This is a genomic window from Aquabacterium sp. TM01 (genome assembly GCF_057808345.1).
Genome location: NZ_AP046529.1, coordinates 3657455 through 3678198 on the forward strand (window position 1 = coordinate 3657455; position 20744 = coordinate 3678198).

At 62.5% G+C, this 20744-nt stretch carries 16 protein-coding genes and 1 pseudogene; 13 read left to right on the plus strand and 4 right to left on the minus strand.

What is annotated here, in order from left to right; genetic code table 11:
- Positions 1–208 precede the first annotated feature (208 nt).
- The 4 genes from AC3WW4_RS16950 (at position 209) to AC3WW4_RS16965 (ending at position 8947) form a co-directional block, all read left to right on the plus strand.
- Positions 209–1522, plus strand: coding sequence for a pectin acetylesterase-family hydrolase (locus AC3WW4_RS16950; protein ID WP_488829602.1), 1314 nt, complete (start codon positions 209–211; stop codon positions 1520–1522).
- 243 nt (positions 1523–1765) lie between these two features.
- Positions 1766–3586 carry an acyl-CoA dehydrogenase C-terminal domain-containing protein gene (locus tag AC3WW4_RS16955; protein ID WP_488829603.1) on the plus strand — a complete coding sequence of 607 codons (1821 nt, stop codon included), beginning with the start codon at positions 1766–1768 and terminating at the stop codon, positions 3584–3586.
- 172 nt (positions 3587–3758) lie between these two features.
- Complete coding sequence (locus AC3WW4_RS16960) at positions 3759–6842, plus strand: type VI secretion system Vgr family protein (RefSeq protein WP_488829604.1); 3084 nt, start codon at positions 3759–3761, stop codon at positions 6840–6842.
- A 26-nt stretch (positions 6843–6868) separates the two neighbouring features.
- Positions 6869–8947, plus strand: a complete 2079-nt coding sequence (locus AC3WW4_RS16965; protein WP_488829605.1) for a hypothetical protein — start codon at positions 6869–6871, stop codon at positions 8945–8947.
- Between the two features lie 82 nt (positions 8948–9029).
- On the opposite strand, the gene AC3WW4_RS16970 is transcribed toward AC3WW4_RS16965, so the two are convergent.
- Positions 9030–9425 (minus strand): hypothetical protein, encoded by a 396-nt coding sequence (locus tag AC3WW4_RS16970; protein WP_488829606.1) that lies wholly within the window; start codon positions 9423–9425, stop codon positions 9030–9032.
- A gap of 87 nt (positions 9426–9512) precedes the next feature.
- Positions 9513–10559 (minus strand): formylglycine-generating enzyme family protein, encoded by a 1047-nt coding sequence (locus AC3WW4_RS16975; RefSeq protein WP_488829607.1) that lies wholly within the window; start codon positions 10557–10559, stop codon positions 9513–9515.
- Between the two features lie 132 nt (positions 10560–10691).
- Between AC3WW4_RS16975 and AC3WW4_RS16980 the strand changes: the two are divergent.
- From AC3WW4_RS16980 to AC3WW4_RS17015, 8 genes and pseudogenes are all read left to right on the plus strand, one after another.
- Positions 10692–11081 (plus strand): annotated as a pseudogene (locus AC3WW4_RS16980) (contractile injection system protein, VgrG/Pvc8 family); the annotation flags it as partial.
- Positions 10978–12054 carry a DUF2345 domain-containing protein gene (locus tag AC3WW4_RS16985; RefSeq protein ID WP_488829608.1) on the plus strand — a complete coding sequence of 359 codons (1077 nt, stop codon included), beginning with the start codon at positions 10978–10980 and terminating at the stop codon, positions 12052–12054. The pseudogene AC3WW4_RS16980 and the gene AC3WW4_RS16985, both read left to right, overlap by 104 nt.
- A gap of 340 nt (positions 12055–12394) precedes the next feature.
- Positions 12395–12940, plus strand: a complete 546-nt coding sequence (locus tag AC3WW4_RS16990; RefSeq protein ID WP_488829609.1) for a hypothetical protein — start codon at positions 12395–12397, stop codon at positions 12938–12940.
- A complete protein-coding gene (locus AC3WW4_RS16995; RefSeq protein WP_488829610.1) occupies positions 12937–15510 on the plus strand; it encodes a T6SS effector BTH_I2691 family protein in 2574 nt (857 codons plus the stop codon). Before AC3WW4_RS16990 ends, AC3WW4_RS16995 begins: the two co-directional genes overlap by 4 nt.
- 8 nt (positions 15511–15518) lie before the next feature.
- Positions 15519–16451, plus strand: a complete 933-nt coding sequence (locus AC3WW4_RS17000; protein ID WP_488829611.1) for a DUF6708 domain-containing protein — start codon at positions 15519–15521, stop codon at positions 16449–16451.
- Positions 16452–16468: 17 nt separating this feature from the next.
- Entirely contained in the window at positions 16469–17206 is a 738-nt protein-coding gene (locus tag AC3WW4_RS17005; RefSeq protein ID WP_488829612.1) for a hypothetical protein, read from the plus strand.
- Positions 17161–17379, plus strand: a complete 219-nt coding sequence (locus AC3WW4_RS17010) for a hypothetical protein (RefSeq protein ID WP_488829613.1) — start codon at positions 17161–17163, stop codon at positions 17377–17379. The genes AC3WW4_RS17005 and AC3WW4_RS17010 overlap by 46 nt, the downstream gene beginning before the upstream one ends.
- A gap of 11 nt (positions 17380–17390) precedes the next feature.
- Positions 17391–17957 (plus strand): DUF1569 domain-containing protein, encoded by a 567-nt coding sequence (locus AC3WW4_RS17015; RefSeq protein ID WP_488829614.1) that lies wholly within the window; start codon positions 17391–17393, stop codon positions 17955–17957.
- Positions 17958–17981: 24 nt separating this feature from the next.
- Here the strand turns inward: AC3WW4_RS17015 and AC3WW4_RS17020 are convergent, their stop codons facing one another.
- Both AC3WW4_RS17020 and AC3WW4_RS17025 read right to left on the minus strand, forming a co-directional pair.
- Positions 17982–18974, minus strand: coding sequence for an alpha/beta hydrolase (locus tag AC3WW4_RS17020; protein WP_488829615.1), 993 nt, complete (start codon positions 18972–18974; stop codon positions 17982–17984).
- Positions 18975–19003: 29 nt separating this feature from the next.
- Positions 19004–19846, minus strand: a complete 843-nt coding sequence (locus tag AC3WW4_RS17025; protein ID WP_488829616.1) for an SDR family NAD(P)-dependent oxidoreductase — start codon at positions 19844–19846, stop codon at positions 19004–19006.
- Positions 19847–20039: 193 nt separating this feature from the next.
- Between AC3WW4_RS17025 and AC3WW4_RS17030 the strand changes: the two genes are divergently transcribed.
- Positions 20040–20735 carry a TetR/AcrR family transcriptional regulator gene (locus AC3WW4_RS17030; RefSeq protein ID WP_488829617.1) on the plus strand — a complete coding sequence of 232 codons (696 nt, stop codon included), beginning with the start codon at positions 20040–20042 and terminating at the stop codon, positions 20733–20735.
- Positions 20736–20744: the final 9 nt, after the last annotated feature.

The following is a 20744-nucleotide window of genomic DNA, read 5'->3' on the forward strand; positions in this document are numbered from 1 at the left end:
CACAGCGCCTGCCGAATCCCCACGCTGCCACACCCCCGCCGCCCGCGCAAGCCGGCGCTGGCGCGCAACATTCCCAGGGATCACCCGATAGGTGTTGCCCTGATCGCGACATTCGTCACGAATTCCTAGACTGCGCCATCGCCCAGAGCCAGGACGCACGCACGTCCGCCGGGGCCCACTCGCCCAGACACCCTTGGAGAGACACACCATGCGCCGCTTCCCCATCAAAGCCCAAGTCCTGGCCCTGGCCAGCCTCCTGCCCCTGGCCGCTTCGGCCGGCTACTTCCAATGGGAGGCGGTGGAGTTGCCCGCCAGCAGCGGCGCCGCCTGCGGCGATGGCTCGCCCTACCGTTTCTTCGTGAACAAGACCCCGTTCAGCACGAAGACCGTGGTGGTGTTTGAGGGCGGTGGTGCTTGCTGGGATCAAAATTCCTGCGCAGGCAAGGGCGAAGGCCCGCTCGGCCTGTCCATCCTGTCGGCCTCCAACCCCAATGGGGTCCCAGCCGACTACATGACCAATGTGTTCAACATCCTCAATGGCGGCATGTCGGGCCTGGCCCTGGGCGGCCTGATCACGCCGTTCTCCATGCGCGTGCACCCGCTGCAGTCCGTTCAGACCCAGAGCTGGAACATCGTCTACGCCCCGTACTGCACGGGCGACGTGCACACCGGCAACAAGATCACCGCCTACACCGATGCCGACCCCAGCAAGCCCCGCGTGCAGTACCACCGCGGCAGCGTCAACGGCTACGCGATGGCCCAATGGCTGGGCAAGAACTTCAAACAGCCCGCCCAACTGCTGGTGACCGGCTTCTCGGCCGGCGGCGCTGGCTCCACCGCCAACTACGGCTGGCTGCGCCTGGCCATGAACCCCAAGAAGTCGGCCCTGCTGGCCGATTCGGGTCCGCTGTTCAATGTGAACCGCACCGACAGCCCTGAAGTGTCGCCCTCGGTACTCCTGCACAACAAGATCCGCAATGTGTGGGGTCTGGACGGCAACGACGGCCTGGTCACCAAGCTGCTGACGATGTACCCCTATGCGGGCACGGCTGAAAACCTGGGCTCGCTGAGTACCGGCTTGGCCAAGATCTTCCCGCAAGACCGCTTCAACTTCAGCACCTTCCAGCGCGACGGCATCTACTCGGCCTTCTCCTACACCTCGTTCTACCCGGAGATCGCCGCCGCCGAATCGGGCACGCCGCGCGACACCCTGCTGAACCAGAAGTGGGTGCCCGAAGTGCAAAAGTGGGTGAACACCATGAAGCCCTACCCCAACGTGGGCTACTACGTGCCTTACCAGCGTGACCTGCTGAAGTCGCACACGCTGACCACACTCACTTTCTCGGGCACCGCCATCAAGGAAGCCAACATCAGCAGCCTCAAGGTGGTGGTGGACAACCTGATCGACGGCACCGGCACGCCGATCCGCGCCTACGAAACCCAAAAGAACGAGCAAAACACCAAGACCCCCGGCACGCTCGACGCGCTGCTGCAACCCCTCTTCAAGTTGCTCGGCCTCTGACGCCCCCACGCAGTGGCGCTTGGTCGCCGACGCCCTGCCAACCCCGTCCCCGGACGGGGTTTTCTTTTGGGCGCCTCATTGCACCCACACCCCACCTTGCCCCACCCAATCGAGGGGGAAACCCCGTCAACATTGGCGCCACCGCCCCACAAGCAGACACCCCTGCGGTATAAACACGGCAATTCGAACGATCGTTTGAAAAGGTCGTTCGAAACCCCACAGACCCACATACCGAGGTGACCCATGCCGCAATACAAGGCTCCTTTGCGCGACGTGCGCTTCCTGCTCAACGAGGTGTTCGACTACCCGGCCCACTACGCCCAGTTGCCGAGCGCCGAAGACGCCCCCCCCGACATGGTGGACGCCATCCTGGAAGGCTGCGCCACGTTCTGCGAAGAGGTGCTGGCCCCGCTAAACCTGTCGGGCGACCAGGAAGGCTGCACCATCGCCGACGGCGAGGTCACCACCCCCAAGGGCTTCAAGGAAGCCTATGCCGAGTACGTGGCCGGCGGCTGGCAAGGCCTGTCCCACCCCAAGGAATACGGCGGCCAGGAACTGCCCATGTCCTTGAACATGCTCAAGGCCGAGATGATGGGCACGGCCAACTGGTCCTTCACCATGTACCCCGGCCTCAGCCTGGGCTGCATGAACACCGTCTTCCAGTTCGGCAGCACCGAGCAGAAGAACACCTACATGCCCAAGCTGGTGAGCGGCGAGTGGACCGGCACCATGTGCCTGACCGAGCCCCAGTGCGGCACCGATCTGGGCCAGGTCAAGACCAAGGCCGAACCGGCCAGCGACGGCAGCTACAAGATCACTGGCACCAAGATCTTCATCTCCGCCGGTGAACACGACCTGGCCGAGAACATCGTCCACATCGTGCTGGCCCGCCTGCCCGACGCCCCCAAGGGCACCCGCGGCATCTCGCTGTTCATCGTGCCCAAATTCCTCATCAACGCCGACGGCTCGCTGGGCGCGCGCAACACCGTCAAGGCTGGTGCGCTGGAGCACAAGATGGGCATCCGGGCCTCGGCCACCTGCGTGATGAACTTCGACGACGCGGTGGGCTACATGATCGCCGAGCCCAACAAGGGCCTGGAAGCCATGTTCACCTTCATGAACACCGCCCGCATCGGCACCGCCGTGCAAGGTTTGGCCCATGCCGAACTGTCCTACCAGGGCTCGCTGCCCTACGCCAAGGAGCGCCGCTCCATGCGTGCGCTGTCTGGCAAGAAAGACGCCGACCACGTGGCCGACGCCCTGATCTGGCACGCCGACGTGCGCCGCATGCTGCTGACCCAGCGCGCCGTGGCCGAAGGGGCTCGCGCCATGATCTACAACGCCGCCAAGCTGGCCGACAACATGGTGGCAGCCGTCTCCAGCGGCAACCAGGCCCAGTATGAGGAGTTCGACGACCGCCTGGGCTTTTACACCCCCATCCTCAAAGGCTTCATCACCGAAATGGGCCTGGAGTGCGCCAACCTGGGCATGCAGGTGTTCGGTGGTCACGGCTACATCAAGGAGCACGGCATGGAGCAGATCGCCCGCGACGCGCGCATCTCCACGCTATACGAAGGCACGACCGGCATCCAGGCGCTCGACCTGCTGGGCCGCAAGGTGCTGCTGCAAACCCGTGGCAAGTGCATCTTCCATTTCACCAACGAGATGATCGCCCAGGCCAAGCCGCACCTGCTCTCGGGCGGCCCCATCGGTACCATGGCCCGCGCCTGCTTCAAGCGCGCCGTGCAGTGGAAGGCCCTGACGCTGCGCATCATGCTGCGCGCCAACAAGGACCGCGACATCGTCAGCGCCGCCTGCTACGACTACCTGATGTACTCGGGCTTTGTGATGATGGGCCACTTCTGGCTCAAGCAGGCCCTGGTCGCCCAGGACAAGCTGGCCCGCGGCGGCAAGGACTCGAAAGAGTTCTACACCGCCAAGCTGCAGACCGCCGAGTTCTACTTCGAGCGCCTGCTGCCCCGCGCCGACGGCCACAAGAAGTCGATGCTGTCGCCCACCCGCAGCGTGATGCAGATGGACCAGGAACACTTCAGCTTCATCTGACCGCAGCCTGACAGGCGCACACAGCGCTCACAACTGCTTGCAACTTGGCGGCATCGTCGGCACCCCTGTTGGAGGGGGCTGCGGCGATGCCGCGGTGCTTTTGCGCTAACGTCCCGGGTTCTGCGGCCGTGCGACATGACACGGCCGACGCACACAATTCTGGGATGGACACATGACGGATCTTGCCGGCATTCAGGCGGCCGTGGCCGGCTCGGCCCGCGAGCTGATTGGCAGTCTGCTGGCCGAACTCGGCGCACTGGGCCCGAACCAGCACACCCGACTGCTGCGCCTGCACACGCCCTTGGGCCCGGACGCCTTGCTGGCCGAACGTGCCACGGTCACCGAAACCCTCAGCCCCGGCCGCGCCTGCCTGCCCGCAGGCGCTGCGCCTCAAGGTGTCCCCGGCCTGCACACTGGCTTCGGCATCGACCTGCTGGCCGTGAGCACCCGGGCCGACCTGCATGCGCCCGACCTGCTGGGCCAACCCGTTTTGCTAGAGCTGCTCACCGCCCACAGCACCACCGCGCTGCGTCCGTTCCACGGCCATGTCACCCGCTTTGAGCTGCTGGGCGCCGACGGCGGCCTGGCCCGCTATCGTCTTCACATCGAGCCCTGGAGCGCCTTCCTCGCGCAACGCACCGACGCCTGGGTGTTCCAGGACGTGAGCGTGCTCGACATCACCGAAGCCGTGTTTGCCGACTACCAAAGTCAAGGCCGCCTGATGCCGCAGTGGCGCATCGACGTGGCCGACCGCGAGGCCTTCGCCAAGCGCTCGCTCTGCACCCAGTTCAACGAAACCGACCTCGCCTTCTTGCAACGCCTGTGGGCCGAAGAAGGGTTGTTCACCTGGTTCGAGCATCAGGGCGACGCGCATGACTTGCGCACGCTCGGTGCCCACACCCTGGTGATTGCCGACCACAACGGCGCCTTCCAGCCCAATGCGCAGCCCCGCATCCGCTACACCCAGCCCGGCGCCGTGCTCAAGGAAGACAGCATCACCCGCTGGCATGGCCACCGTCAGGTCGCGAGCAGCAGCGTGCAAACGGCCAGCTGGGACTACCGCACCGTGAGCAGCCACGCCGCCAGCGCCGAGGCAGATGCCGACCACGCGCAGCCCATGCCCATGAGGCATGTGGACCAGCCCGGCGCCTACGCCTACGAAACGCCCGCTCAGGCCGAACGCCGCGTGCGGATCCAGCAGCAAAGCCTGCAGGCCGAGCGCAAGCGCTTTGAAGGTGCGGCCACCGTGCGCACCTTGCAGCCAGGCACCACCTTCACGCTGCTGGAACACCCCGAGCACGACAGCGGCCTGACCCAGGGCAGCGATGACGAAGCCCGCTTCGTGGTGCTGGGCGTGGTGCACCGCGCCCGCAACAACCTCAGCGCCGATGTGCAAGCCGGCTTGCAGCACCTGCTGGGCAACGTGGTGCGCCCCGGCCAGCAAGCCGTGAACGCCAACGCCAGCGACGAGCCGCTGTACGAAGCGCGCTTCAGCGCCCAGCGCACCCGCGTGCCTGTGCGCCCGCGCCTGATGGATGCGCAAGGTCGCCTGGTTCACGCACGCCCCACCGTGTGGGGCACGCAGACCGCGCTGGTCGTGGGCCTGGACGCGCCCATCCACACCGATCGCGACGCCCGCATCAAGCTGCAGTTCCACTGGCAGCGCGGCGCGCAAGCCAGCCACCGCCTGAGCGCCCCGCTGGATGACAACGCCCCCGCATCGGATGCCTCGGGGACCTGGGTGCGCGTGGCCCAGTCCTCCTGGGCCGGGGCCAACTGGGGTGGGGTTTTCATCCCGCGTCTGGGGCAAGAGGTGCTGGTGGAGTTTGTGGACGGCGACATCGACCGCCCCGTCATCGTCGGCGCCACCTACAACGGCGAGGGCCAACCCGACGCCCAGGGCAACCGTGTCAACGCCGGGGCGGCGGGAGCCACCGGCAACGCACCGGCGTGGTTTCCAGGCAGTGCGCGACAAGGTGCCCATGAGGGCCACGCCCACACCGCCACACTCAGCGGCTTCAAGAGCCAGAGCCTGGACGCCTCGCAAGCGGGCAGCGGCGGGCACAACCAAGTGGTGTTCGACGACACGCCTGGTCAGGGTCGCACCCTGGTGCACACCACGCACAGCCAGACCTGGCTGCAAATGGGCCATCTGCTGCAACAGAGCGACAACCTGCGCCTGGCCCATCGGGGCCACGGGCTGGAGTTGCACACGCAGGCCCAAGGCGCGCTGCGCGCGGCCAACGGCCTGCATGTGAGCACCCACGCCCGCGCGGGCGGCACCAGCACAGCCCAGGGGCAGCCCATGAACAGCCGCGAGGCGCAGAGCCAACTGCGCGGCCATGGCGAGCTGATGACGGCCCTGCACGCCAACGCGCAGACGCATCTGGCCAAGCTGCCGGGCGAGGCTGCGCCTGACAAGTTGCCGGCTCATACGGCCTTGCAGGCCACGCTCCAAAGCTTGCGGGGCACGGTGCAGTCTGGGGGCATGTCAGCCCAAGCCGAAGACAGTGCATCGCCAGGCGCGACACGTGGCATTGACGGCGGGCACGGCCAGATCCCGGTCACCGAACGGCCTGATCTGGTGATGAGCGCAACGGGCGACATCGCGGCGCTGACCCCTGCAAACACGGTGCTGAGCACCGGCCAGCACACCACCCTGACCGCCGCGCAAGACACCAACCTGCTGGCCCAACGCCACCAGGCCTGGGCCGTCAAAGATGGCATCAGCCTGTTCACACGGGGCGAGGCCAAAGACCAACAACGCGCGGTACAGGACGTGGGGATGAAGCTGCACGCCGCCAGCGGCAATGTGCGCACCGAGGCGCAGAGCGATGCCTTCACGCTGACCGCGCAGAAAGCAATCGACCTGCAAAGCACGGCGGCTGACATCGTCATCACCGCGCCCAACCGGATTGTGCTCAATGGCGGCGGGGGTTACGTGAAGATCGAGGGCGGCAACATCGAGATTGGCACGAGTGGCAAGGCGAGCTTCAAGGCGGCGATGAAGGAGTTGACGGGAGGGGAGAGTGCGTCGGGCAATGGGCCGATGCTGACCAAGGCCAACGATCTGTTCGACGAGCAGTTCGCCATCACCGACGAACAGACCGGCGAGGTCTTGCCTTTCTACAAGTACCGCATGGAAAACGAGTCCGGTGAGGTGCTCGCTCGTGGCTTCACCGACTCCGCCGGCAAGACCTCGCGCATCCACACCGCACAAGGCCGGAAGATCCGTGTCGTGGCAGACGACAACTGAACCGCACTCACAACACACAGGACACCATGAGCACCGATAGCACCGTGCTAGGCAACGGCACCACCAACACCAGCCGAGGCACAGTCGCCCCAGCGAAAGCAACGTTCGACGCCGACCTGTTGCTGCTAGACCCCAAGCATGAGTCCGTCGTGGTGGTTCCGAAAGAACACGCCAAGGCCTTCATTCAAGAAGCCAATCAAATGGCAACGTTGTGCGATGCACTGGCGCAATCCAGGCAGAAGTTGCTGGATCTTGAAGAAAAACTTGCCACGGCTCAGGCTCAACGATTCCCACTCGTTGGTGAAATCCAGTCCTTGCAGAATCAGATCAAACAAGCCCAAAAGGCCTATGACACCGCCTATGCGGCGGTGAAGAAGGAGCTAGGAGACAAAGGCTACCTGGCCACTTCAGGCAATGGCAAGGAAATGCTGGAGCTCATCCCACTGGCCCAGCGCAAGCAAGGCGGCAAGCCCCAACCCTGGGCCCGCAAATGGACTTACGTCCGCTCGGACAAGGTCAGCAACCATTGGCGCAGCTACCAGTTCAACAAGCACGAGAAGGGTCAACCCGCCAGCTTCATCAAAAACGGCAAGATCGACGGCAAGGAGTTGAAGAACCAGCTCAGCAAGCTCGAACCAAAGCTGAAAGCCGAATGGACCCTGGGCCACACCGCTGGTTTCTGGTTCCCTGAGCTGCAATCCTGGGCTGAACAGGTCAACAAGAAGTCCGACGGCAACAACGTCAGCTTTGAATACGGCGTGCAGCTGTTTCGGTACTTTGCAGGTTGCGCGGCCAGCGCGGAGTGGAACCCACGAGGCGGCAAGATCGCGGCCAAGTTCAATGGCAAAGCCGAATTGATGATCCTCAGCGGCAAAGCCAAGGTCGAAGGCTACCTGCCAGCCAAGGATGGATGGGTCTGGACCCTGACCGGCCCCAAGAGCGGTAAGGAATTCCACATCGGCGCCGTGCGCTTTTTCGGCGAGGCAAAACTGGAAGGCGCATGTGGTGCCAGCGCCTCGGCTGAACTGGGATTGGAAGTGGACTACAGCCAGTTGACGGGCAAGTCCGGTGTAAAGGGAGCGCGGCGCAAGCAAGCTGCATCGGCCACCGCCACCAAGACAGGCAAGCTGGACCAATTGGGTGCCGAGGCAGGTGCCGGCGCCGACTTGTTTGCCGGAGCCAAGCTCAGCGGCGAGCTCACGGGTGCGCTGCAGTACAAGAGCCCGGACACAGGTGATGAATTCGGCTCGATGGCCCAGGTTGGCCCCAAGGTGGAAGCCCAGTTCGGGGTGGGGGCTGCAGCGGCGCTCATCGTGCACTACGACAAAGGCAAGTTCCGTTTGAAGGCAAAGGCGGGGGTCTGCTTGGGGCCTGGCGCCAAAGGCGAGATCGGCATGGAGGTTGATGCGAAGCGCATCTACACGTTCATGGAATGGCTGTTTCGCGCCTTGCTCAACGCGAACTTCGAGATGCTGGAGATCGTGACCGCCAAGGGCTACGAATCGGCCATCCGGGTTCAGACCCTGCTGATGAATGGGGTCACAGATGCCTATAGCGATGTTGCGGCACGTTGGGATGCATTCGGCCGCAAGATCGAGTTGGAAGACCAACGCATCACACTGATGAACCGCGTGCTCAAGAACCCACCAGAGTTGCGCATCTGCGTGCCTGAGGCGCACGGCATCATGCTGTATCAGTTGACCCGACACGGCACCATGACCAAGTTGCTGCCCCAAAACACGGGATTGAACCTCGAGGTCATGGGCGATCGAAAAAAAGCCGTCATGCAAATCTGTCGCTGGGCGCAAAGCAAACGCCAGTTCGAGAACATGGTGCAGCACATCGGGCCCAATGGAGAAAAAGGCGGCTTCAAGGGCAACCTCAAGGGGCTGATGCGCTTCATGGAGATCGGCCCCCTGGACAGCCAGTTCGATGATGAGTTGCAGGCGCTCTACATGCGACTGCCCTACGAACCACCGCGAGGACACACCTTGGCCCTCAACGATTCGACAGCGTTCAAAACCTATGCGCGAATGGGCGACTCACTGCCCTATCTGGCCTTGCTGCAAGGCAAAACCACGCCATTGGGCGGCATGCTGGCCTGACATCGACAGCTCCAGCAATCAGGCCAAAAGTGATCGGAGCAGAGACAAGCCTGCCTGAAACCAATGCAGCAGCCTGCCCTGATCAGCGACGCTGCCTCAACGACATGAACACCAAGTACGCACCCACGCACATGAATGGTGTTGAGAGCAGTGTCAGAAGGATCGGTAGCCCCCACAGGTAGGCCGAACGATTCAAGCGCATTACCTCATGCTCGCCTTGTTGCAGAAAAAGCACCTCTGTTCGCCCTCTTGCGACGAAGTCCGGTGCGGGTGATGCATTCCTCTCGACAATTTGTCGGCTCTGGCCATCAGGGGCGACAAAGGTGACGATCACGTCACAGGAAGTGCTTCGGCGAGGGCAATCAAAGCGATCAATGAGCCCGATGATTCGCTCGCCCTGGGTGTGGAGGGACAGCGCCTCGCCAATCCCGGATATGCCGAACCATGCAGGAACAAGGCCTGCGACCACGAATGCCATGGCAAATGGCCAGTTGGGTGTGCGCCTTCTTTTTTGCATGTGTCGCCTACCGAAAGTCCGCGCACCTGAACACCCGCGTCACGTCGATCACTTGATCGAATCGGGGCGATTCACGACACAGCGAAAACTCTCTCTGGTAAAGGGGAACGGCTCCGCATCCGTTGGCGCAACTCGATGTTCATTCGGGTCTTTGTGATAGCGCATCACATGCGGAAACGGAGAGAAATCTTCATGCGCAGGCTTGCCGCGCAAAACCTTTTCTTTGCCCGTAACGGGCCCCGTGGGGTTCTGGCTGGGACCATGCTGGTAAGCATCTGGCGCATACCAATCGTTCATCCACTCAAAGCCATTGCCCACCAAGTCATACAGCCCCGACGGGGACGGCTCATATCGCCCGACTGGATACAAAGCGCCATGTCGCCCCAACAGTTTCTTCTGCTGTGCGAATGTGGGATGACTCTTCCCCTCGATGATCTGCCCCGTCTTCGTGGGAAATGGCTGCCGGTAGCTGTTGATGCGGTTGCTGGCGACGAACTCCCACTGCGCCTCGGTGGGCAGGTCGAACGGCAAGCCCGTGAGCTTGCCAAGCCACAGGCAGTAGTCCTTGGCTTGCTGCCAGGCCACACCGGCGGGCACATCGTCTCCGGTGCGGGCGTCTTGCCAGATGCCATGGAAGTCATCGTTGCCCTTGGGCGGATGTGCCGGCAGCGCATTCGCCTGCACGTAGACATCAAAGTCACCGTAGGTGACCTTGTATTGCTGGATCGAAAACCCGTCCAGTTCAACCCACCTCGGCGGCTTGTTGTCTTCGTCGATGGTGAACTGCAAGCCCGCTCCCGATTTGGCGTCAGGGCCCGGGCGGGCATCGGTGTCTTTGGCCTGCTTGTCCATCAGCACACCAAAGTCCCCAAGCCAGAAAGCCCCTCCCGGCACGTGGCTGAGTTGCTTAAGCGTCTTGCCCTTGAGTGCATCCACCTTGGCCTGCGTCTCAGGCGCTTGAGCAAGCTTTCGCGCCTGACGCTGAGCCCACCACTCACACCCGGCAAGACTCAACACCCCATTCGCCAACACACAAAAGCCAATGAAGCGCGCAACTGGATACGCGCCACCACCCCGCGTCGAACTCAACAGCATGCCTATCCCTTGATATCGTTATGTCTGAACCGCCAAATTCTACGGCCCTGCTTCCTAGCAGGGTGTGAGCAATTGCTGCCGCTCGACATCACCGAAGCCGTGTTTGCCGACTACCAAAGCCAGGGCCGCCTGATGCCGCAGTGGCGCATCGACGTGGCTGACCACGATGCCTTCGCCCGCCGCTCGCTGTGCACGCAGTTCAACGAAACCGACCTCGGCTTCCTGCAACACCTGTGGGCCGAAGAAGGGTTGTTCACCTGGTTCGAGCATCAGGGCGACGCGCATGACTTGCGCACGCTCGGTGCCCACACCCTGGTGATTGCCGACCACAACGGCGCCTTCCAGCCCAACGCGCAGCCCCGCATCCGCTACACCCAGCCCGGCGCCGTGCTCAAGAAAGACAGCATCACCCGCTGGCATGGCCAGCGGCGGGCACAACCAACTGGTGTTCGACGACACGCCCGGCCAGGGCCGCACCCTGGTGCACACCACGCAAAGCCAGACCTGGCTGCAAATGGGCCACCTACTGCAACAGAGCGACAACCTGCGCCTGGCCCATCGGGGCCACGGGCTGGAGCTGCACACACAAGCCCAAGGCGCGCTGCGCGCAGCCAGCGGCCTGCATGTGAGCACCCACGCCCGCGCGGGCGGCACCAGCACGGGTCAAGGTCAGCCCATGAACAGCCGCGAGGCGCAAAGCCAACTGCGCGGCCATGCCGAGCTGATGACGGCCCTGCACGCCAACGCGCAGACGCACCTGGCCAAGCTGCCGGGTGAGGCCGCGCCTGACAAGTTGCCGGCTCATGCGGCCTTGCAGGCCACGCTCCAAAGCCTGCGGGGCGCGGAGCAGTCTGGGGGCATGTCAGCCCAAGCCGAAGACGGTGCATCGCCAGGCGCGACACGTGGCATTGACGGCGGGCACGGCCAGATCCCGGTCACCGAACGGCCTGACCTGGTGATGAGCGCAGCGGGCGACATCGCCGCACTGACACCCGCGCACACGGTGCTGAGCACCGGCCAGCACACCACCCTCACCGCCGCGCAAGACACCAACCTGCTGGCCCAACGCCACCAAGCCTGGGTCGTCAAAGATGGCATCAGCCTGTTCACGCGGGGGGAAGCCAAGGACAAACAGCGTGCCGTGCAGGACGTGGGGATGAAACTGCACGCCGCCAGCGGCAATGTGCGCACCGAGGCGCAAAGCGATGCCTTCACGCTGACCGCGCAAAAAGCGATTGACCTGCAAAGTACGGCAGCTGACATCGTCATCACCGCGCCCAACCGGATTGTGCTCAATGGCGGCGGGGGTTACGTGAAGATCGAGGGCGGGAACATCGAGATTGGCACGAGTGGCAAGGCGAGCTTCAAGGCGGCGATGAAGGAGTTGACAGGTGGGGGGAGTGCGTCGGCGAGTTTGGCGTTGAAGAAGGCATCGGCCATCAAGGGATGCGCCCAGCGTCAGGTCAAGGGGCTGGATGCCATCACGGAGTTCTGATCGGTGTCAACGTTTTACCCAGACCGGCAAACCACAGAGCAGTTCCGCTTTGCCTTGGTAGATGCCACACAGCGCGATTCACTGCCATCGTCATGGACACAAACCGTCATTGCCCCCGTCTTTCTGCAAGATGACACCGATCGGTGCCCAGCACTCATCGATCTGAGTTCTATCGCAGGCAGCGAACGCGCCGAATGGTGTGATGCACTCCATCACGAGACACTGAGCCGAGAAGAAACGCGAGTCAGCCTAATGCTCGCTGCCCGATCGTCCATCACAGCAATTGCACGACACCTCGCACAACGCTTGGTTTTACGCCCCCCCCGGCCAAAGCCGGCCCATGCAATGGCGCTTCTTTGACCCCGGCACGTTCTTGCAAATGCCTCGCATTCTGGGGAAAGACGGTATGTCGTGGCTGATGGGCCCCATTTCCTCGGTCGCAGCACCTTGGGCTGGCGAGTGGACCTGCCTGACATCGTGCGAAGCTGCCCGCCCCCATGACTTCCGTATGGATGATAGGCACATTGCCGCCTTGCTACGCATTGGTGTCATCAACCGCGTCCTCGCCCAGGGAGCCCCTCCGAAGAGCGCATCGCACTGGATCGATCAAGCCGCCGCGCTGGACGCCTGTGTACGGCAGAGGTTGGAACGAGATGGCCTGAGCTTGCAAGCCGATCTAGTCTGCTATGCCTTGCACGCGCACACGATTCATCCGGCCATTCACACCCACCCACGTATGCGCGCCATCTTGCAGACAATGCAGAGAGCAACCCATAAAGACGAACTGAACTATCAGGAGCTGACCTGTGTGCTGGCAACGGATGACTGGCAACGGATGGCAGTGGAACTAGAAAAACTCACACAACAGGAAGCATTAACGTCATGAGCGCCGCCCCAAAGATGTGCGACAACCCTTGCGAAACCTGCGCAAAGGAGGGGCTGCCATTGCTGCTGACCCGTTACGCACTCATGCCCGGTGAAACTGGCGCACCCAGGTTGAGCGGCAATCTAGACAGTGCAGAGCTGAAGAACGTGCCCTTGGGCAATGGCGCGCACTATGGCTTGCGGCTGCTGAGGAGCGGCTACGTCTACGTTCATGACGAAGCCCGCAAACGTTGGGACGAGTATTTCGTCACCGCCGACGGCTTCCTGACCAAGATGCCCTCCATGGTCATGGCCTTCAAGGTGCACCCCACACCTGCCACGACCTTCCGCTGCGCTCGCAACGGTACCGCCCCTCTCGCTGGCGTCATCACCATCCAGAACCCGAAACACGCCACCAAGATCTGGATATGCTTCAGCAGCGTGCAATGGACGCACACCGTCTGGCAGAAACACGCCGACGCCGCATTCAGACAAAAGCACATGCGCTGCATCACGGTCTCTGGCGGCAAAGCGAGCCAGCAACCAGGCACAGCACCAATTGAGTCGATCAAGACGCACGTCACAGAATTCAAGATGGAACAAGCGTCGGCCGCACAGGCATTCGGCAAGTGGTGCCCCCATCTTTATAACGGACGACAACTGGCCGGCGATGCCTTGCTCAAAGCGGTTCAGCAAGCCAGGCCGCAAGGCGGTGCCGCCATCGTGGCGCTGCATGATCCAGTTGGCTTGGCGATGGAGATTGCCTCGCTGATGGAGTACCGCAAAATCAAGTTCATGAACCACGAAGGTGCGGCCAAGCCACGCTTTGCCGCCAGCACCATTCTCAGCCTCGAAGGTGCAATCAAAGAACAGACCAAGCTCGCTGAGATGATCGCCGGGCAAGAGCTCGCTGACAGCATGGAGAACAGCCCCGCCGATTACAGCGCCAACGCTGCGATGGCTGGAGTTCCCTATAGCAACCCGTGGGCAGCCCGGAAGATCCGAGAGAGCATCACCCCTGCATCGTTGGAAGCCGTTGCCAGCAACAAGTGGCGCACGTACACCCACGACCGCATGGGCAAGCCGCGTTTTGACGCGGCAGCCAGCAAAGCATGGCTTGACAGCTACAACAAGGGGTTACAGAAGTTTGACGCAGAGCACATTGCACCGCTGGCCAAGGCTCACGTGGCATGGCTGCAGCACCGTTGCATGGTCAGCCACATGAGCTGCAACCACGATGACGCCAACCTCGACAGCGGCGCAGCGTTCACCGCGACGGTGGCGGGCATGTTGCGCCACACCAGCGAAAAGCAAGCCAGCTACCAGCTTTATCAAAAATGGCTTAAGCACGGAGACACCTCAGCAGCAGACAACTTACTGATGCGAGCGCTCGGGTTCAACCAAATGAAGCTGCTCGCAGAGATCAACAAGGCCGACTCGGCGCCGCTCGACGGCCGAGCTTTTCCGACTGACATGCTGGTGGGCTATACCAAAGAGGCGCTGGAGAAACTGCCGCCAGGAGGTCAAGCCGCCATGGCCGATCTGCTGCAAAGCGTAGCTGGCGCCCTGTTCAAGAACATGGACGAAGCGTTGAAAGGGGGCCCAGCATCACGCGCCGTGGCCGCCGTGGCCGCTGCAGGGGGCGTGCAATTCACGACGGTGCAGGTCAGTGGCAACCGGGGCAAGTTCGTGCAGCACATGATGCGAGCCGTAATGCAGGTTGACCCGAGCATGACCGTCAATCACAACCAGATGTCAAAGGCGATCGCAGCACAGATGCGTCTCATGGAAATCGACGGCCAGCCCATGGACAAGACCGACAAACGAAAATGGCTGATCGTACTGGACCGCTCGGCGGCCCAGCAGGCTGCGGCCAGCGGCAAGAAAGGGGCAACGCTGGCGCAGGAACTCGCCAAGAGCTTGCACAAGGTAGAGAGCCTACCCGACCTTAAGGCCGAAGCGTTCAAGAGCGGGGCGGCGAGCACGGGCTTCGGCGCAGTCAGCGCCTTTGTCACGGGGCTGGTGCAGAGCTACAACTTCGCCAAGTTGGTAAGCGACTACACCGATGGCATGCAACACGAAAAGAGCGAGGCTGCAGCGCGGCTGGTGGCAGGCGGCCTTGCCATCGTGGGCAGCGTTGGGGAGGCTACAGGACTGACCCTGCAGAAGGTGCAGGAAGCGAGGCTGAGGAATGCCATGGGGCTGACAACTTCTCAGGCCCCTGACTTTCTAAAAACTGCGGGGCGTCGACTTGGTCTCGGGGCGGGACTGGTGATGGCGGGATTGGATGTGATGAAAGCCGTTGAAGAAGGCAAGAAGGGTGATGTTGGTTTATCTACCGCCTACTTTCTCGTCGGTGGACTAGGCGCGGGTCTTGCCATCGCTTTCTACTTTTCGGCCAGCATCCCTTTTATAGGCTGGATCATCGTGGGCATTGCCGTTCTGGCGCTATTTGTCATCACCGCATGGATTGAAGAAAACAAAGACAACAAGGTTCAGGAATGGCTGATGCGCTGCCACTTCGGCACCAAAGGCGATAAGTACAAGAGCCACACCGAAGAGGCCGAACAACTCAAGCGGGCTTTTGCCTGACCTCGCAAATGGGCACACTCGACCCAAATGGCATGGTGACCTCTTTCAAGGTCAACCGACCTCTCAGCAAGAGCGAACAGCAGCACCGCTTCAACGTTCGCACGTCTGTCAGTGCGAAGCCGCATTACGAACTGTCGCTCAGCCAACTCAACAGCACTTTCGTGGAATGCGTGGACAAATGGTTTTCCATGCGTGGGTTTGTGGCCATGGGTGGAGCACTCATCGGCACAGTCATCACATATGGCTTGCTACACATGCCTGGCATCTATTTTCAAGGTACAGGGCATGAACTCATAGGGGTCATGTTGATGAGTTTCTTTGCAGCACTTTTGGCTGCTTGTGCTTACCTCTTCACCCGCGACGCCTTCACCTATACCCATTACCCCATCCGGTTCAACCGCAAGAACCGTCAGGTGTATGTTTTCAAGCGAGATGGCAAGGTTCTCAAAGCTGGGTGGGACGACATCTACTGGACCATCTATGGTCACGATTTGCCAACGCGAGATGGCTTCATTGCGGGCCACCTGCTCGCTGATGACAAGAAAACCGTGCTTGAAACCTTCGCCTTGAGCAAAGTCACCACAACGAACGCTGTTGGCGTACAAGGATTAAAAGACCACTTCGAATTTTTTCGCCGTTACATGGAAGAAGGCCCTGGCCCCGTGCTGGAAGCGATCAAACCTTTCCCACTCATCATGCTGCCCGGCATCTACAAGCAACGCGAAAGCTGGGCCTTCGGCTGGGAGCGCCTGACGCTGAACATGAACGGCTGGCCTTTGATGCAATGGATGTTCCAAGTTTTCATTTTGCCGGAGAGCGTCTTCCGCTGGATCGTCATGCGCACCAGCAAGATCCCCCATTGGCCGCAGTGGGTAGAGGACGAGTGCCGTATCGATCCAGACGACCCCTGGGTTCTGGACGAACGACACGCCGCCAAGTAACACTTGCACCGACACCCATGGACATCCGCAACGGCGACTACGCTTCAGCCCTCGACAAGCTCACGGCGCGCCCCGATGCCGCGGCAAGCCCGTCACCAGAACTCATCCGCGCACAACACACGAACCCCAGCCACACGGAGGCCAACGACACGCTCGCCCAAGAACACGGCTTGGGACCGCTTAACCCACGGGCATCTCGCCACCACCCACCAGCCCAAAAGTCCCACCTCATCTCATTGAAAGCCCCACGTAGCCGCTGGCAACGTGCGGCGGCCGCCCTTGGCGTTTTCCTGCTCGGCCAGGCCCTGGGCATGCTGTATGTCGGTTTGGTCAAGCCCGGCGAGCCCGACACGGTGTACTCCGCCATCACCGCGCTCACTTGGCTGGGGCCGCTGGTCGCATGGTTCGCTCTGCGTCATCGCTATCTCGGGCAACGTCAGATCCACGGCTACCCACCCAAGACCTTGGCTGTCATTTCGGCGGGGATGGCAGAGCCATGGATTGAAATCGTCATCCCTGACGACGACCTTCGACATGCCGGCGACGATGCATCCGCCCCCCTGACTCCCCCTCATCACCCTATGAACTCGCCGTCAACGAAGACCTTCTTGTCTACCTCGATGGTGTGTATGTACGAGCCAAATCGGCACATTCACAATCCGCCCCCGCTTCTCACGCAAGTGGCGCCATCAGTCTCCTTCAGCGCGCCATGGCCGCAGAGTTGTGCCTCGCATCAGATCAGGTGCAGGAAGTGAAGGAAGAGTCCACGTACTCCGCAGACATCGACCCAGAAATTGGTGCGTACATTGATCACTTATCGCTCGTCATCAAGCGCGGACAAGCATGGGACACCGACGAGTTATGTGAAGGCATCATCCGTGCCGCCAACACCCTGCGAACCCGATACGATCTGGAATTGGGTGATTGAGGACCACACACATGCCAGCCCCCACACCGCCACGTCGCCACTTTCTGGCCTCCACCCTTGCGCCAGCTGCTGCCTGCTGCGCCCTCGGAACAACGGGCTGCCAGGCCTCCACACCTCTGCGCGATCTGCACTTCGCCACGCTGTCCGAAGCCCAGCACGAACTGGACCGCCTGGCCAGCTTGGCTGACCGGCCGCAAACCGCCGTCTGGACCTGGCCCGCCACCCTCATCCACTGCGCGCAAAGCATCCGCTTCGCCATGTCTGGGTATCCGCAGGCCAAGTCCGAGCTGTTCCAACGCACGGTGGGCCGTGCGGCCTATCAGGTGTTTGCCTGGCGTGCCCAGATGAACCACGACCTCCGCGAGCCCATCCCTGGTGCGCCGGCATTGAGCCCTCAGGCCGACCCCCAAGTCGCTCTGGCCGAGCTACACCAAGCCATCGACGCTTTCCATCGCCACACTGGCGAGCTTCAACCCCACTTCGCCTATGGTCGGCTGAGCAAGGCCGAGTACGAACTCGCGCACGCCATGCACTTGGCCAATCACCTCTCAGCCTTCGACATCAAGCCGGCCGCCTGAGTCGCTCGGGTAGCGTGGGTGCGCTCAGCGCTGCCAGCACTTCTGCAGGAACGCCGCCTGCCGCGCCAGCGCCTCGTCCGCGCTCTGCATCAGCCCGGCGTGCGCCTGAAACACATGCCAGCGCTTCAGGTAAATCTCCAGCTCACTTCTTGAGCCTGAGCGCGTCGCCGCGTCGTTGTACCAAGGGGCGTTGTCAAACAGCACCTCATCCTCACCCACCTGCACCAGCGCCGGCGGCAAGCCACGCAAATCCTGCTGCATCGCGTCAGCCAGCGGGTGGTCGTGCGGCACGCGCAAAGCACGCTCCACATCCTGGCCCCAGGCCTGGCGGATCATCGGGTCGCGCGGCTCACGCTCATACGCAGTGGTGTTGGGCAAAGGCTCCAGACTAAAGGCCGGCGACATCATCACCATGGCGGCCGGCAAGGGCAGCCCCGCCTGTCGCAGGGCGACGGTCACAATCAAGGTCAGGTGCCCACCGGCCGAATCCCCGGCAATCGCGATGCGGTCTGCGGGGTAGCCTTCAGACAACAACTGCTTGTAGGCCAACACCCCATCTTCGATCTGCGCGGGAAACGGGTGTTCAGGCGCCAGCCGGTAATGCGGCACCAGCACCTCGGCACCGGTCAAGGCGCACAAGCGACGGGTGATGCTGCGGTGTGTGCGCGGGCTGCCCGCCACAAAGGCGCCCCCGTGCATGTACAGAATCGCCTGGGGCGCCCGAACGGCCGACCTGGGCACGATGCGCTCGACATGCATGTGGGCAATGCGATCGGCCTTCACCTGTGCCCGACGATCTTGTGGCATCAAGCCCGAACCGATGGCCAGGGCCGCCCTCTGCACGGCAAACGGCCAGGGTGGCCCCAGGAAAGGCTTGAGCCCCACACGCAGCGCGCCACGCATGAGGGCCGCCACGATCGACTCCTGCCATCCGGTAGGCGGCTCGTAGCGTCGCACTACGCCGCTCAGGGGGGCATCGGCGGCATGGGCCTCCACAACCAGGTTCGCAACAGACATGTCAGTCTCCAGATCAGATCAGCGGGCGCTCAACCGAGCATGCCCTTTTTCGCGAAGTGCGTGGTCAGCGGCTGGTACCAGCTGCCACAGAAGCGCACCACGACATCGAGGAATTTGGCGTCCGGGCCCACCAGCACGCGCCGCTGGTTGCCCGCCACGGCCTTGAGAATCTGGCGCGCGGCGCTCTCGGCGGTGGTGGTGTTGAGCAGCTTGTCAAAACGCTCCTTGGCCGCATGTGCGCTGCTGCCGGTGCGCGCCTCGATGCTGTGATCCATCTTGGCATCGCGGGCAATGTTGGTGCGGATGCCCCCGGGGTGCACGCAGGTGGCGCTCACGCCGCATTTCTCCAGGTCCAGCTCCTGGCGCAGGGCTTCGGTGAAACCGCGCACCGCAAACTTGCTGGCGTTGTAGGTGCCCTGGGTGGGCAGCGCCAGCAGGCCGAACAAGCTGGAGGTGTTGATGACATGCCCTTCGCCGGCCCGTTTGATGTGCGGCAGGAAGGCTTGCGTGCCCCACACCACGCCCCAGAAGTTGATGCCCATGATCCACTCGAAGTCCTCGGGCTTGACCGTTTCCAGAAACGCCCCCAGGGCCACCCCGGCATTGTTGAAGATCAGGTTGACCTTGCCATGGTCGCGTACCACCTGATCCGACCAGGCAAACATGGCTTCGCGATCGGCCACATTCAGCCGGGTCGTGGTGACCTTGATGCCATGCTGGCGAACCAGTTGCGCGGTCTCGGCCAGACCGGCCTCGTTGACATCGCTCAATGCCAGATGACAGCCACGCTGGGCCAGTTGCACGGCCAGTGTGCGGCCCATGCCCGATGCCGCTCCGGTGATGGCGGCCACTTTGTTGCGGAAGTCTTTCATCGGTCTCTTTGGGTTCGGTTGGGGTCGCGTCAGCGGGCGAGATCTGCCCCTCAGTTGAAGGGCACATCCTCACACATCGCGCTTGCCACGTTGGCACCATCCCCCGCGTGGGGCAAGATGCGGTCTGTTGAATGCGACAGGTGTTGCTCGCGACTTATTTGACAACGATCAGTTTCAAAAATACTATTTGACAATGTCTGTTTCCAAAAATCGGGAAAACCCTGCGCCCCCCTCCACTGCGGGGGCATCAGGCCGACGTTACGGTGGGGTGGACCCTCAGGAGCGTCAGCGCCAGCGTCAGGCCAAGCTGATCGAGGCCGGGCTGGTGGTCTTTGGCGACCAGGGCTACCACCACTCGACCGTACGAGACGTGTGCGGTCAGGCGCAACTGACCTCGCGCTACTTCTACGAGTCCTTCGACAGCATGGAGGCCTTGTTCCGTGCGGTCTACATTGCCGTCAATCGCGAGCTGATGCAGGCCACCATCCTGGCGCTGGCCCAATGCCAGCCCGAGCCGGACAAGCTGGCCGAAGCGGCGCTGCGCACCTTCCTGACTTTTGTGCGTGACGACCCTCGCCGCGCCCGCGTGGCCCTGATAGACGCGCCCACCGTCGGCGAGGGCATGACCGCCGTCACCGACCAGGCCACGCAGGACTTCGCCCACCTGATCACCGGCTTCATGCAGCAGATGTTCCCGCACCTGGATCGTCATGGCCTGGACCACCGCATCCTGGCCAGCGGCTTGGTGGGCGCCAGCACGCGCATCGCCACCCAATGGGTGATCGACCGCTGCAAAACGCCCTTGGAAGACGTGCTCCGCAACAACCTGGCCTTGTTCCAGGCCATGGTGCACTACGCGCGTAGCCTAGGAACATGTAAAGACGTGTGAAACCCTGCC

Excerpts from the sequence above, each read along its gene's own strand:
- AC3WW4_RS17005 (WP_488829612.1), top strand. The coding sequence starts at position 16,469 with ATGGACATCCGCAACGGCGACTACGCTTCAGCCCTCGACAAGCTCACG.
- AC3WW4_RS17015 (WP_488829614.1), top strand. The coding sequence starts at position 17,391 with ATGCCAGCCCCCACACCGCCACGTCGCCACTTTCTGGCCTCCACCCTT.
- AC3WW4_RS17030 (WP_488829617.1), top strand. The coding sequence starts at position 20,040 with ATGTCTGTTTCCAAAAATCGGGAAAACCCTGCGCCCCCCTCCACTGCG.
- AC3WW4_RS17020 (WP_488829615.1), bottom strand. The coding sequence starts at position 18,974 with ATGTCTGTTGCGAACCTGGTTGTGGAGGCCCATGCCGCCGATGCCCCC.
- AC3WW4_RS16970 (WP_488829606.1), bottom strand. The coding sequence starts at position 9,425 with ATGGCATTCGTGGTCGCAGGCCTTGTTCCTGCATGGTTCGGCATATCC.
- AC3WW4_RS16950 (WP_488829602.1), top strand. The coding sequence starts at position 209 with ATGCGCCGCTTCCCCATCAAAGCCCAAGTCCTGGCCCTGGCCAGCCTC.
- AC3WW4_RS16955 (WP_488829603.1), top strand. The coding sequence starts at position 1,766 with ATGCCGCAATACAAGGCTCCTTTGCGCGACGTGCGCTTCCTGCTCAAC.
- AC3WW4_RS16960 (WP_488829604.1), top strand. The coding sequence starts at position 3,759 with ATGACGGATCTTGCCGGCATTCAGGCGGCCGTGGCCGGCTCGGCCCGC.
- AC3WW4_RS16995 (WP_488829610.1), top strand. The coding sequence starts at position 12,937 with ATGAGCGCCGCCCCAAAGATGTGCGACAACCCTTGCGAAACCTGCGCA.
- AC3WW4_RS17000 (WP_488829611.1), top strand. The coding sequence starts at position 15,519 with ATGGGCACACTCGACCCAAATGGCATGGTGACCTCTTTCAAGGTCAAC.
- AC3WW4_RS17025 (WP_488829616.1), bottom strand. The coding sequence starts at position 19,846 with ATGAAAGACTTCCGCAACAAAGTGGCCGCCATCACCGGAGCGGCATCG.
- AC3WW4_RS16985 (WP_488829608.1), top strand. The coding sequence starts at position 10,978 with ATGGCCAGCGGCGGGCACAACCAACTGGTGTTCGACGACACGCCCGGC.
- AC3WW4_RS16965 (WP_488829605.1), top strand. The coding sequence starts at position 6,869 with ATGAGCACCGATAGCACCGTGCTAGGCAACGGCACCACCAACACCAGC.
- AC3WW4_RS17010 (WP_488829613.1), top strand. The coding sequence starts at position 17,161 with ATGGCCGCAGAGTTGTGCCTCGCATCAGATCAGGTGCAGGAAGTGAAG.
- AC3WW4_RS16975 (WP_488829607.1), bottom strand. The coding sequence starts at position 10,559 with ATGCTGTTGAGTTCGACGCGGGGTGGTGGCGCGTATCCAGTTGCGCGC.
- AC3WW4_RS16990 (WP_488829609.1), top strand. The coding sequence starts at position 12,395 with ATGCAATGGCGCTTCTTTGACCCCGGCACGTTCTTGCAAATGCCTCGC.